This window comes from Alteromonas mediterranea DE (assembly GCF_000020585.3).
Taxonomy (GTDB): Bacteria; Pseudomonadota; Gammaproteobacteria; order Enterobacterales; family Alteromonadaceae; genus Alteromonas; species Alteromonas mediterranea.
Genome location: NC_011138.3, coordinates 2,128,428 through 2,141,283 on the forward strand (window position 1 = coordinate 2,128,428; position 12,856 = coordinate 2,141,283).

Consider the following 12,856-nt stretch of genomic DNA (forward strand, 5'->3'; position numbering starts at 1 on the left):
GTTAGGCTCTAGTGCAAAGTGTATGGCTACTCTGCGCCCTCCGTTGCATGCGCTTCTTCATCGTCTTGGTCTTCAGATAGTACAGCCCATACATCGTGTTCGTTAGCGTGAATGACTTCAGCCCATACACGATCGCCTGGTTTTACATCGTAAACCCCGTTTAAATGAACGAGGCCGTCCACTTCAGGTGCATCGGCATACGTTCGACCTACCGCACCTTCGGCGTCAACGCTATCAATAACCACTTGATACTCATTACCAATTCTGGCTTTTAATCGCGCAGCGCTTATTTCACCCTGTACTTCCATGAAGCGCGCAAGGCGTTCTTGTTTTATATCTTCTGGTACTGGGTCGGGTAGGTCATTTGCTCTTGCCCCTTCAACCGGTGAATAAGCGAATGCACCAACGCGATCAAGCTGGGCTTCCCGTAGAAAGTCTAAAAGTTCTTCAAACTCTTCTTCTGTTTCTCCTGGAAATCCAACGATAAACGTAGAGCGAATTACCAATGACGGGCATTGTTCACGCCATTTTTTAACGCGCTCTAGTACTCTTTCTGCACTACCTGGGCGCTTCATAAGTCTAAGAATGCGCTTATTGGCGTGCTGGAATGGAATATCAAGATAAGGCAGAATTTTACCATCATTCATCAGTGGAATGAGGTCATCAACATGGGGGTAAGGGTAAACGTAGTGGAGGCGTACCCAAATTCCCATTTCACCCAGTTGCTCGCAAAGCTGTTGCATGTGGGTCTTCACCGGCATGCCGTTCCAGAACCCTGTTCTGTGTTTTACATCTACACCGTACGCACTGGTATCTTGAGAGATAACCAATAGCTCTTTCACGCCCGCCTCTTTTAATCGTTTGGCTTCATCAAGCACGTTGCCAACAGGGCGGCTTACTAAATCTCCGCGCATTGAGGGGATAATGCAGAATGTGCAGCGGTGGTTGCAGCCTTCTGAAATTTTTAAATATGCGTAATGGCGGGGCGTTAGTTTCACACCGTGATCAGGAATAAGATCCGCAAACGGATTATGCTGAGGCTTCGGTAAATGCTCGTGTACTTGCTCTACTACCGTCTCGTATGCATGAGGGCCGGTAATAGCCAAGACATTTGGGTGTAGCTCTCGAATTTCGTCTTCTTTTACCCCTAAGCAACCCGTTACAATAACTTTGCCATTTTCTTTTAATGCTTCACCAATGGTATCTAACGATTCTTCAACTGCGGCGTCAATGAACCCACAAGTGTTGACGATAACGAGATCAGCATCGTTGTAGGTAGGCACTACGTCATAACCTTCGGTGCGAAGTTGAGTAAGAATACGTTCAGAATCAACCAAATTCTTAGGGCACCCTAAGCTGACAAAACCAATTCTGCTACCTACACCTTGTTGTGAAGATTGATTGTCACTCAGTACTTTGACCGGTGTTTCAAGCGTTGTGGTTTTGTTTGCGACTTTGTTTGGATCAAACGTTTCTACTGTCATCTAAAATATCACCCGAAAAATGACTGTGCTTAAAATGGCCGCGGATTATACAGGAAGTCATACCAATGCGCAGTAGTTTTAGGTTACAAATGCGCTTTTAGCTAGACAAAGTTCAGCAGGGGTACGACCAACGTTACCGCGTTAATTAAAGGCTAAGCGCTATATTTTAAAAAAGCCATTATTATTCATGAAAAAAGGTAACGCGGCGCGGTAGAGGCGCGGTCTGACATTTTGCGACCTTTTAAATAAAGGGCTATGAGAAGAAATACTAAAACCCTGCCTGTTTAAAATTTTGAAGTTATCCCCACTTTAATATCTTCCTGATACAAAACTTCAATAAAGAAGCGTATTAAGCGCTGTTCAAAAGTGGAAATGAAAAAAGTGAACCCATGTTAAAACTCCCACTTTCTTATTACGACGAATCTGGGCGCATCCTTCCTCCTCGTTGGCTGTATAGCGTATTTATTCTTTTATGCATCGATTGGCTAGCGTTTATCTTTTCCTTAGCGTCTCGAACACAAACCAGTGAGTTACTTGCGTTTTTCTACCCACAAAAAGAAAGTTTAGGTCTTGGGCTTTTGGCAAGCCTACCGGTTTTTCTGGCACTGGTGTTAGTCAGTCAGCGAGAGAGACTGTGGAAAAAAGGCTACCTCAACTGGCGCCGTTGGGTAATTCCGCTAGCACAAATTGGCGTGGTATTATTGCTGTGCGTACAACTCTATTATGCTATGCATCATCATTGGGGGTTTGAATACATTACCGGTGTTAAAATGGCATTCTATAGCATTGCGCTTTATGCCATATCAAAAAGCCGTCATTTGAAGTGGATGGTAGAAGATTGGAAAGCGCCTAACCCTTAAAAGTAAAGGCGCTTAACGAGATGAAAGGGGCTGACCCTTAGTGATGCGCTTTGTGGTTGGCAAGGGCCTGTTCATAATAAGCAAACACACTAATTTGACTATCATTAACCAGGCGCTCGTAACAGATTCCAGCAAGTGCATACGTATTCTCGCCCACTTTTAAAAATACTGAAGGCGCTTTAGGGTTAGATTGATCGTAAATCCACTCACCATCTAATTGCGCTTTCAAAATCTCACCTATATACGCGCCAAAAATATTGCAGATGGTAAAGACCGCTTCGTCTTCTAGAGCTAAGTCGTGGTATTTATCAACAAAGCTAAGCAGAACGTCATCAACTAAAGCAACACTCTCTGGTGAGTTGTCGAGTACTATATTGAACTCATCGGCTGCGGTTACTGCTGCGTCTTTAGCGCAGTCTGACATTAATTTATTGAGTTCATCTGGTGACATCTTGTTCTCCTTCTCACCGAGAATGGCATTGGTACTGTAACCAATAATTGAATAAGTAAACCTGGTTGCTAGTCAATATTACATTAACTTGCGCATAAAATTAGCTGATAGAAAGCGTTTTGTTACCATTAAAAGAAAAGGCGCTACATCGAGCAAACGCGCACTAAGCAAGCCCTTACTGTTTGGTAGCTATTGTGCGTAAGTTATCGGCCAAAGTCTATTTTTGTCCAGTTAATCTGTTAATTACGCTCGCCGCTGCGAACATACCAAATGTCGCAGTAACCGTAACAACAGCCCCAAAACCGCCTGCACAATCGAGTCGAGTTCCTCCCTCCATTGCCGACTTGTTATAACACACTGAGCCATCTGGTTGCGGGTAACGCAACTGCTCAGTAGAATAAATACATTCCACACCAAAGCGGCGCTTAGGGTTCTTGCTAAAATTGTAGTTTCTGCGAAGTTCACTGCGCAATTTGGCAGCTAGCGGGTCTTGCGTCGTCTTAGCTAGGTCGCCTTTGGTCACCTGTGTGGGGTCTATTTGACCGCCAGCGCCACCTACCGTAACAATGGGGATTTTGTTGCGTTTACAGTGAGCAATCATAGCGGCTTTAGCACGTATGCTGTCGGTGGCATCAACCACTGTATCCATTTCTTTGGTCAAAAGCGTGGCTGTATTGTCAGGCGTGACAAAATCTTCAACACAGTTTACTTTGCAATTAGGGTTTATTAGCGCAATACGCGACGCAATGGCCTCGACCTTTGGTTCGCCTATCGTATTTGAAAGCGCGTGAATCTGACGGTTTGTGTTCGTAACGCAGACATCGTCTAAATCAATAAGTGTGATTGTGCCAACGCCCGAACGGGCTAGCGCTTCGGCAGTCCAACTTCCTACGCCACCAATACCTACTACGGCGACGTGGCTATTGGCTAAATTATTGGTTTGTTGCGCGCCGTACAAACGCACAATACCACCTAAACGAGGATCATCAGACATGCTTTACTTCACTTAACAATTAAACAATACGGACGTGGGTTAGCGATAAAACGCGTAAACACACTAGCAGGGCGCGCATCATCTCAAAAGTGAATACCAAAGATCAATACACTCCAGTTTTTTCGAATAATAAATCCGATTTTAAGCAACATACGTTCTACACAATACATGTTTTAATAAACTCATTTTTTAATGAGATAGAAAAAAGGGGCAGGCAAATGGGCTTACTCGTTGACGGAAAATGGCAAGATAAGTGGTACGATACCAGTAAAAGCGGTGGGAAATTTGAACGCCAGGCATCCAAATTTCGTGACACAGTTAACAGCGATGACAACGGGACATTCACAGTGGAATCAGGCCGTTATCACCTATACGTATCTTTAGCCTGTCCATGGGCGCATAGAGCACTCATTTTTAGAAAGCTAAAGGGGCTGGAAGCGCATATAGATGTCTCTGTTGTTCACCCTGAAATGCTTGATAACGGATGGGAGTTTAAAGACTACCCTAGGGCAACCGAAGACAAGCTTTACGGGTTTGATTATGCCCACCAGATCTACACGAAAGCCGAACCCGAAATAACGAGTCGTGTTACCGTTCCCGTTTTATGGGACAAACAAACCGAAACCATCGTTAATAATGAATCGGCCGAGATCATTCGCATTTTCAACAGTGGATTTGACGCACTTACTAACAACCACGATGACTATTACCCTGAAGCCCTTCGCGAAGAAATCGATACCATTAACAACATGGTATATCACGACATCAATAATGGTGTGTATAAGGCGGGGTTTGCTACAACACAAGAGGCTTACGAAGAGGCGGTGAATGCTTTGTTCCATGCTTTAGATATGGTTGAAGAAAGACTGAGTAAACAACGCTATTTGGTTGGCAGTCAAATCACCGAAGCCGATTGGCGTTTATTTACCACGCTAATTCGCTTTGACGCGGTTTATCACGGTCACTTCAAATGTAATAAGAAGCAAATTGCAGATTATCCGAATATATTCGGCTATATGAAAGAACTCTATCAGGTGCCGGGTGTTGCTGATACGGTGAATTTTGATCATATCAAGAGACATTATTATTACAGCCATACCATGATAAACCCAACGCAAGTCATCCCGGTAGGGCCCGAGCAAGACCTTATGTCGGCCCATGGCCGCGAAAGTATCGAGTAATGGCTTTTTAGTAAGAATTTAAGGTAGGTACAAGCTATGTCGTTCACAGTTAACGCGCAAAAAACGATAGAAAAAGTCGTCACGGGTATGCCAACCAGCGACGGTGCAGGCGTGTCACTCACACGTATCATCGGCCAACCCGATCTGCCTCGATTAGATCCATTTCTCATGCTAGATTTTTTTGGTTCAGATAACCCTGGTGAGTATATAGCGGGTTTTCCACCTCATCCTCATCGAGGGTTTCAGACCGTTACCTATATGCTTGCAGGTAAAATGCGTCACAAGGACTCTGTGGGTAATGAGGGCGTGATTGATGCAGGGGGAATTCAATGGATGAACGCAGGCAGAGGCATTATTCATGAGGAAATGCCGGAGCAAGAAGAGGGTTTATTGCAAGGCTTTCAGTTGTGGGTAAACCTACCCGCAATTGAGAAGATGTCAGCGCCCAACTATCAAGATATTCAGCTGGATAGTGTTCCAATGGCGCACATTCAAAATGCAGACGTAAAAGTATTAGCAGGAGCGATTGAAGGAGTACAAGGGCCTGTTAAGACAACCGCCGTATCGCCCACCTTTTTAGACGTGGCATTGAAAAGCGGGCCTTCTGAAATTGCCATGAATTCAGATGAATCTGCATTTATCTATGTTTACGAAGGTGATGTCGTTATTAATAAAGGTGAGCAGGGCAACGAAACTATTCTGGAACAAGGAGAGCTTGGTGTTTTATCACAGAAGGGAACGCAGCTTTGTGTTTCGACTGATACGGAATGTAAGTTTATAGTAGTATCGGGTAAGCCTATTAACGAGCCTGTGGTTCAATATGGCCCTTTTGTGATGAACTCTCAGCAAGAAATTGTTCAGGCGTTTAATGATTATCAAAGCGGTGTATTAGCAAAGTAAGGGCATAAGCTTTTTTACTTTAGAACCGCTTGGCTTACAACAGGCACTTTCCTATTATTCAAAATAATCGTCATTAACGTGCCTCTTAAAACCGCGTGTACTATGAGTTAACGCGCTAAGTACACGCATTTGAGCCCGTATGTGGGCAATTGCTGCCTTTTCACAAATTGAAATAGTAATTCACTCCCCCTAATGATTTAATATCACTATGTTTAAATACATGTTTTCTTCTCTTTTACGATGTCATCAAAAAGGCGCTTAGCGCTTTAAGGTCGTAAAAAGCATTAAAGTAATCATAAATAGTTAAAACACAGGGAATTTCGATCCAAATGGCAACCCCAATTACCTGCTTTAAAGCATACGATATTCGTGGCGAACTTAACTCACAGCTAACCGAAGAGGTAGCGTACAGAATTGGCTATGCTTTTGCTCAAGAATTAAATGCGAAAACCGTTGTTGTTGGCAGTGATGTGCGTCTTACGTCCACGCCATTAAAACTAGCGTTAAGCGCAGGCCTCATAGACGCTGGTGCAACCGTTACTGACATTGGCATGGCAGGAACCGAAGAAATTTATTTCGCTACAAAGCACCTTGGTGTGGACGGCGGTATTGAGGTAACAGCAAGCCACAACCCCATCAATTACAACGGCATGAAGCTGGTAAAAGCGGGTTCTGTTCCTATTAGCGGTGACACAGGCTTAAACGCAATAAAAGAGAAAGCGGAAGCGTTAGGCGACGATTACGTGTCAGAACGGTTAGCGCACTACACTAACGGTGTAACGATCGATGCCGACGCGTTCTTTAACAGTACTGCTCATGTAAACGAAGTTAAGCTTTCTAACACTGGTAAATACGCGGTTAAGTCGTGTATGTCTGACTATGTTTCTCACATGCTGTCTTATGTGAATTTAAGTAATTTTACGCCGCTAAAAGTTGTGGTGAACGCTGGTAATGGCGCCGCAGGCCCGGCACTAGACGCTATCGAGAAAGAAATGAAGTCGCAGGGCGTACCCATTGAATTTATAAAAGTACACCACGACGCAGATGGTACATTTCCAAACGGTATTCCTAACCCATTACTACCAGAAAATCGTGCCGATACTGCTGATGCGGTTAAAGCGTCGGGTGCTGATTTTGGTATCGCGTGGGATGGAGACTTCGACCGCTGTTTCTTGTTTGATGCAGACGGTGAATTTATTGAGGGATACTACATTGTTGGCTTGCTGGCTGAGGCGTTTATCGAGAAAAATACCGACAGCAAAATTATTTACGACCCACGCGTGTATTGGAATACAGAAGATATTGTAGCGAACGCGGGCGGTACCCCCATCAAATCAAAAACCGGTCATGCGTTTATTAAAGAACGTATGCGCAAAGAAGATGCGGTGTATGGCGGAGAAATGAGCGCGCACCACTATTTCAGAGATTTTGCGTACTGTGATTCAGGTATGATCCCTTGGCTACTCATTGCTGAACTTGTTTGCGTGAAAAAACAAACGCTAGCAAGCATGGTTAAAGCGCGTATTGAAGCGTTTCCATCATCAGGTGAAATCAATAGCAAGCTTAAAGATGCTGACGCAGCACTTGAGCGTGTAACGAGTAAATATAAACCTCAGGCTAGCGTTATAGATACAACGGATGGCTTAGGTTTAGAATTTGGAAACTGGCGCTTTAATTTGCGCAAATCGAACACTGAACCAGTTATTCGTTTAAATGTTGAAAGTAAAGGCGACATTGCCTTGATGGAAGAGAAGACAGAGGCGCTGCTTACACTTATTCGCGATGAGTAATCATCGCGATTAACGGCAGTTTGTTCATTTAAGTCATGTGAAAACGATAGGGCGACAATACTTTTAATAGTTTGTCGCCTTTTTTGATTTGAGAAAATAAAATCATAAAAAATTCAAAAGCTTAGTCTGGTTACGTGTAACCGATATAAGTTTTTTAAGATGACTAACGCGCAAATAATTTACGTAACGTGTTGGCTTTTTTAAGCGATTAAATAAATCATCCACGCGTGGCAAACTACCACAACGCTAGTTAGCCCCATACGAAGGCTAATGTAGCTTACCACTTGCTCTTTAGGTAGGCTAAGGGTGAACTTGTCATACATGAGCACAGCCACATAGCTTAATGACAATACACCAAACACTTTGACATCATTTGAAAATACCAAGCACAGCCAGCCGATAATGGTAGGCAACATGGCAATGAACATCTGTTTGTCATAACGCTGATTGCTAATTGCATCCCACCAATGAATACCACCGAAAAAAGACAACAATACGGCAGAGTACTGTACAAAATAAACCGCACTTTGAGTAAGGGGCAATAAATTGAATTGGTATGCTAATGGCATAGCGACAAAGGGGATAAGACCTGCAATACCTAGCAAAACGGCAGAATAGGGCATTGATGTTCCTTTAATACAAATTTCTAAAACAAAAATAGCGCCATAGAGGCGCTATTTTTACTATCAAGGGTAATACTTAGTTCCGTATTACTTGATTGGCGTGTACTTACGCTGGCTGTGACCAGTGTATAACTGACGAGGACGACCAATTTTTTGCTTAGGGTCGCTCATCATTTCATGCCAGTGAGAAATCCAGCCTACTGTACGAGACAGGGCGAAGATACAGGTGAACATGTTTGTAGGAATACCAATGGCTTTTAGTACGATACCTGAGTAGAAGTCTACGTTCGGGAACAGTTTCTTCTCTGCGAAGTAAGGGTCGCTCAACGCAATTTTTTCAAGTTCCATTGCTACTTCTAGCAGTGGGTCTTTCACGTTAAGTTCGCTCAATACTTCGTGGCAGCTTTCACGCATTACTGTAGCACGTGGGTCGTGGTTTTTATAAACACGGTGACCGAAGCCCATCAGACGGAACGGGTCATTCTTGTCTTTAGCACGAGCAATAAACTCAGGAATGCGGTCAACTGTACCGATTTCTTCTAGCATGTTAAGACATGCTTCGTTTGCACCACCGTGAGCAGGTCCCCAAAGTGACGCAACACCTGCCGCAATACACGCGTAAGGGTTAGCGCCAGACGAACCAGCAAGGCGTACCGTTGAGGTAGACGCGTTTTGCTCGTGGTCAGCGTGAAGGGTAAAGATACGGTCCATCGCACGCTCTACAGCAGGGCTGATTTGAAATTCTTCTGCAGGTACAGAGAACATCATGTTCAGGAAGTTAGCTGCATAGCTTAGGTCGTTACGTGGATATACGAAAGGCTGACCGATGTTGTATTTATAACACATAGCAACAAGGGTAGGCATTTTCGCAATTAGACGGTGAGCGCTGCGAATACGCTGCTCTTCGTTAGAAACGTCTAAATCACTGTGATAGAACGAAGACATAGCGCCAACGGTACCACATAGCATTGCCATAGGGTGCGCGTCGTTGCGGAAACCGTGGAAGAACATGTTAATTTGTTCATGTACCATGGTGTGACGAGTAATTGTCTCTTTGAATTCTTCGTACTGTTCTTTTGTTGGTGCATCACCGTGAAGAAGCATGTGACAAACTTCAAGATAGTCTGCGTCACGCGCTAGTTCTTCAATAGGGAAACCGCGGTGTAATAATACACCTTGAGCGCCATCAATGTAGGTAATTGAAGACTCGCAAGATCCTGTCGCCATAAAACCTGGGTCGTACGTGAAATAACCGTGTTGGCCTACCGTACGGACGTCGATTACATCTTGTCCTTCAGTGCCAGACAAGATAGGAAGCTCGATTTCCTTACCGCCGGCTTTAAGAATGGCTTTCTGATCTGCCATAAAATGCTCTCCTCAGAATGGTTCTGTTTGCAGCGAAAACGGACGAAAATATCCGCTTCGTTGGGAAAAGTGGGCGTATTTGTACTTTATTATGCACCAACAAGTCAATTTAATTGCATATTTGAACAATAAATATTCCAAATTGCTTAAAAAAATACTAGCAATCGGATAACGATTAATTAACTTGCTGGGAATTCACTTTGCCCGATACGGTGCAATTATCAATGGCTTTTCGACAAAGGTAAACCACCGATCGATAAATATATTAACAGGTTAGTTTAAAAAGTAACCTTTTGATGAGGAATAATTACCCATACAGATTAAAAGTGCTTAATTTCTTATTGATATGCATAGTTATTCCTAGTGCCTGCTGTTAAACTTCAAGACGCTGTAATTGCAAGCGTTTCGACATGTTGCGCTCAATTTTGAACTCTTTTTAATCAAAATAATGACTATAAAAGTACAGATAAAGACTAAAGTCTTACTACGGCACAAAAAATTGTAATTATATACTACGCTGGATATACTCAGCGGTGCTTTGGAATCGGAATAATTATTCTGTTACAAGCATTAAAGAATAATTCACAAATTGTTAACAACTCAATGGATGAGGCAATTAACAGGTTAAAAATCGAATTCACTTACTCAGGACATAATAAAGGTAAGAAATTCATTATCCCCTACGGATTAAACAGGCATACATTGTGAAAAAGCAAAGACCAGTAAATTTAGAACTCAATACTATTAAATTTCCGCCCTCTGCTATTTCGTCAATTCTCCACCGTGTAACCGGTGTTGCAATGTTCTTCGCGCTTCTTTTCGTTATTTGGGCTTGGGCAGTTTCTGTTCACTCGGCTGAAGGTTTCGCGAACGTACAAGCAATCATGAACGGTTTCCTTGGAAAATTTGTCGCAATTGGCACAGCCTCAGCGCTGACGTATCACATTCTAGGCGGCCTAAGACACGTTGTTATGGATTTAGGTCACTGGGAAGAACTAGAGTCGGGCAATACAAGTGCTAAAGCAGTTATCGCACTTTGGGTTGTACTGACCGTAGTATTGGGAGTTGCATTATGGTAACCAACCAAGCAAGCATAAAGCGTGACGGCGTACAAGACTACGTATCTCTTCGCGCAACAGCAGCGATAATTTTCGCGTACTCGGTTTTCATGGCGTGGTTTTTTATTACCACCGATAACTTAACGTTTATCGAATGGCGAGGTTTGTTCTCTGGCCTAGCTATGAAAGTTTTCACATTGGCAGCACTAGTAGCAGTGATGATCCACGTGCGTATCGGCCTTTGGCAGGTACTTACAGACTATGTTAAAGCGACAGGTCTACGTGCGGTACTACAATATATATTAAATATCATCGCGTTCGGCTACGTAGCTGTGGGCCTATTCGTATTGTGGGGAGTGTAAAATGAGTTTACCCGTTCACGAGTTTGATGCAGTAGTAATTGGTGCCGGCGGTGCAGGTATGCGCGCAGCACTACAGATTTCGCAGTCTGGTAAATCTTGCGCTCTGCTTTCAAAAGTATTTCCAACCCGTTCTCACACTGTGTCTGCACAAGGTGGTATTACCGTAGCATTGGGTAATTCACACGAAGACAACTGGGAATGGCACATGTATGACACCGTAAAGGGGTCAGATTATATCGGTGACCAAGACGCTATCGAATACATGTGTAAGACAGGACCTGAAGCAATCATTGAGATGGAGAACATGGGTCTTCCTTTCTCTCGCTTCGAAAACGGTAAAATTTACCAGCGTCCTTTTGGTGGTCAGTCTAAGAACTTTGGTGGCGAGCAGGGTGCTCGTACGGCAGCAGCGGCTGACCGTACCGGTCACGCACTTCTTCACCTTCTTTACCAACAAAACGTAAAGAATAAAACAAAAGTATTTTCTGAGTGGTACGCGCTAGATTTAGTGAAAAACCAAGACGGTGACGTAGTAGGTTGTACAGCAATCGACATCGAATCTGGCGAAGTAGTTTACTTCAAGTCGCGCGCTGTTGTACTTGCAACGGGTGGTGCAGGGCGTATCTATGCGTCTACCACAAACGCACACATCAATACCGGTGACGGTGTGGGTATGGCGCTTCGTGCAGGTGTTGCAGTTCAGGATATGGAAATGTGGCAGTTCCACCCAACGGGTATTGCTGGCGCAGGTACATTGGTTACTGAAGGTTGTCGCGGTGAAGGTGGTTACCTACTAAACAAAGACGGCGAGCGCTTCATGGAACGTTATGCGCCAAACGCGAAAGACCTTGCTGGTCGTGACGTTGTTGCGCGTTCAATGATGACAGAGATTCGCGAAGGCCGCGGTTGTGAAGGACCATGGGGTACACACATTAAGCTTAAGCTTGATCACCTTGGTAAAGACGTTCTTGAATCGCGTCTACCTGGTATCCTTGAGCTATCCCGTACGTTTGCACACGTTGACCCAGTAAAAGAGCCAATTCCAGTAATTCCTACTTGTCACTATATGATGGGTGGTATTCCAACGAACGTTGATGGCCAATGTCTAACGGTTGATGAAAACGGTAACGACAAAGTTGTTAATGGTCTATTTGCTTGTGGTGAGATTGCTTGTGTATCGGTACACGGCGCTAACCGCCTTGGCGGTAACTCGCTACTTGACCTTGTTGTATTCGGTCGTGCGACTGGTTTACACCTTGGTAAGACATTATCTGATATGGCCCCAACGCGCGACGCGTCAGAATCTGATCTTGAAGCGTCAATGGCTCGTTTCAATCGTTGGGAAAATTCAGAAAAAGGCAAGGGCGAAGACCCAGTCCAAATTAAGAAAGATTTGCAAGAATGTATGCAGCTTAACTTCTCGGTATTCCGTGAAGGTGACGCAATGGCGGAAGGACTTAAAGAGCTTAGCGAAATTCGTGAGCGCCTCAAGAATGCTCGCCTTGACGACAAGAGTTCAGACTTCAATACCCAACGTATAGAGTGTTTAGAACTTGATAACCTTATGGAAACCGCGTACAGCACGGCAGTAGCAGCGAATTTCAGAACGGAAAGCCGTGGCGCACACAGCCGCTTCGACTTCCCGGACCGAGATGATGATAACTGGCTATGTCACAGCATTTATGATCCGAACACGGATAAAATGATTAAACGTGAAGTGAATATGGCGCCTAAGCTTAGGGAAGCATTCCCGCCTAAAGTGCGTTCATATTAAGAGAGGCAACGATC

At 44.1% G+C, this 12,856-nt stretch carries 12 protein-coding genes; 7 read left to right on the plus strand and 5 right to left on the minus strand.

Annotated features, from left to right (window positions below; all coding sequences use genetic code 11):
• Positions 1 to 26: 26 nt before the first annotated feature.
• On the minus strand, positions 27 to 1,484 hold the full coding sequence (rimO, locus tag MADE_RS09535; protein WP_012518350.1) for a 30S ribosomal protein S12 methylthiotransferase RimO: 1,458 nt from the start codon (positions 1,482 to 1,484) through the stop codon (positions 27 to 29).
• Between the two features lie 389 nt (positions 1,485 to 1,873).
• Here rimO and MADE_RS09540 point away from each other — a divergent pair, with 389 nt between their 5' ends.
• On the plus strand, positions 1,874 to 2,344 hold the full coding sequence (locus MADE_RS09540) for a DUF2919 family protein (protein ID WP_012518351.1): 471 nt from the start codon (positions 1,874 to 1,876) through the stop codon (positions 2,342 to 2,344).
• Between the two features lie 37 nt (positions 2,345 to 2,381).
• On the opposite strand, the gene MADE_RS09545 is transcribed toward MADE_RS09540, so the two are convergent.
• Entirely contained in the window at positions 2,382 to 2,795 is a 414-nt protein-coding gene (locus tag MADE_RS09545; protein WP_012518352.1) for a hypothetical protein, read from the minus strand.
• Between the two features lie 217 nt (positions 2,796 to 3,012).
• A complete protein-coding gene (gene tcdA / locus MADE_RS09550) occupies positions 3,013 to 3,789 on the minus strand; it encodes a tRNA cyclic N6-threonylcarbamoyladenosine(37) synthase TcdA (protein WP_012518353.1) in 777 nt (258 codons plus the stop codon).
• A 218-nt stretch (positions 3,790 to 4,007) separates the two neighbouring features.
• Here tcdA and MADE_RS09555 point away from each other — a divergent pair, with 218 nt between their 5' ends.
• From MADE_RS09555 to MADE_RS09565, 3 genes are all read left to right on the plus strand, one after another.
• Positions 4,008 to 4,970: a glutathione S-transferase family protein gene (locus MADE_RS09555; protein WP_012518354.1), complete on the plus strand. Its 963-nt coding sequence runs from the start codon at positions 4,008 to 4,010 to the stop codon at positions 4,968 to 4,970.
• A gap of 36 nt (positions 4,971 to 5,006) precedes the next feature.
• Positions 5,007 to 5,870 (plus strand): pirin family protein, encoded by an 864-nt coding sequence (locus MADE_RS09560; protein WP_012518355.1) that lies wholly within the window; start codon positions 5,007 to 5,009, stop codon positions 5,868 to 5,870.
• A gap of 329 nt (positions 5,871 to 6,199) precedes the next feature.
• The gene (locus MADE_RS09565) at positions 6,200 to 7,660 is read left to right on the plus strand and encodes a phosphohexomutase domain-containing protein (RefSeq protein ID WP_012518356.1); all 1,461 of its coding nucleotides are present in this window, start codon (positions 6,200 to 6,202) and stop codon (positions 7,658 to 7,660) included.
• Positions 7,661 to 7,860: 200 nt separating this feature from the next.
• Here the strand turns inward: MADE_RS09565 and MADE_RS09570 are convergent, their stop codons facing one another.
• Positions 7,861 to 8,283, minus strand: coding sequence for a DUF3429 domain-containing protein (locus MADE_RS09570; protein WP_012518357.1), 423 nt, complete (start codon positions 8,281 to 8,283; stop codon positions 7,861 to 7,863).
• A gap of 87 nt (positions 8,284 to 8,370) precedes the next feature.
• Complete coding sequence (locus tag MADE_RS09575) at positions 8,371 to 9,648, minus strand: citrate synthase (RefSeq protein WP_012518358.1); 1,278 nt, start codon at positions 9,646 to 9,648, stop codon at positions 8,371 to 8,373.
• Between the two features lie 704 nt (positions 9,649 to 10,352).
• Between MADE_RS09575 and sdhC the strand changes: the two genes are divergently transcribed.
• From sdhC to sdhA, 3 genes are read left to right on the plus strand one after another with little or no spacing between them, the layout of a single operon-like run.
• Positions 10,353 to 10,727, plus strand: coding sequence for a succinate dehydrogenase, cytochrome b556 subunit (gene sdhC, locus MADE_RS09580; protein WP_012518359.1), 375 nt, complete (start codon positions 10,353 to 10,355; stop codon positions 10,725 to 10,727).
• Entirely contained in the window at positions 10,721 to 11,068 is a 348-nt protein-coding gene (gene sdhD, locus MADE_RS09585; protein ID WP_012518360.1) for a succinate dehydrogenase, hydrophobic membrane anchor protein, read from the plus strand. Before sdhC ends, sdhD begins: the two co-directional genes overlap by 7 nt.
• Position 11,069: 1 nt before the next feature.
• A complete protein-coding gene (sdhA, locus tag MADE_RS09590) occupies positions 11,070 to 12,842 on the plus strand; it encodes a succinate dehydrogenase flavoprotein subunit (RefSeq protein ID WP_012518361.1) in 1,773 nt (590 codons plus the stop codon).
• The last annotated feature ends 14 nt before the right edge of the window (positions 12,843 to 12,856 follow it).

Coding starts and splice junctions, on each gene's coding strand:
- tcdA (WP_012518353.1), bottom strand. CDS start 3,789: ATGTCTGATGATCCTCGTTTAGGTGGTATTGTGCGTTTGTACGGCGCG.
- sdhA (WP_012518361.1), top strand. CDS start 11,070: ATGAGTTTACCCGTTCACGAGTTTGATGCAGTAGTAATTGGTGCCGGC.
- MADE_RS09565 (WP_012518356.1), top strand. CDS start 6,200: ATGGCAACCCCAATTACCTGCTTTAAAGCATACGATATTCGTGGCGAA.
- MADE_RS09555 (WP_012518354.1), top strand. CDS start 4,008: ATGGGCTTACTCGTTGACGGAAAATGGCAAGATAAGTGGTACGATACC.
- MADE_RS09545 (WP_012518352.1), bottom strand. CDS start 2,795: ATGTCACCAGATGAACTCAATAAATTAATGTCAGACTGCGCTAAAGAC.
- MADE_RS09540 (WP_012518351.1), top strand. CDS start 1,874: ATGTTAAAACTCCCACTTTCTTATTACGACGAATCTGGGCGCATCCTT.
- sdhD (WP_012518360.1), top strand. CDS start 10,721: ATGGTAACCAACCAAGCAAGCATAAAGCGTGACGGCGTACAAGACTAC.
- MADE_RS09570 (WP_012518357.1), bottom strand. CDS start 8,283: ATGCCCTATTCTGCCGTTTTGCTAGGTATTGCAGGTCTTATCCCCTTT.
- MADE_RS09575 (WP_012518358.1), bottom strand. CDS start 9,648: ATGGCAGATCAGAAAGCCATTCTTAAAGCCGGCGGTAAGGAAATCGAG.
- rimO (WP_012518350.1), bottom strand. CDS start 1,484: ATGACAGTAGAAACGTTTGATCCAAACAAAGTCGCAAACAAAACCACA.
- MADE_RS09560 (WP_012518355.1), top strand. CDS start 5,007: ATGTCGTTCACAGTTAACGCGCAAAAAACGATAGAAAAAGTCGTCACG.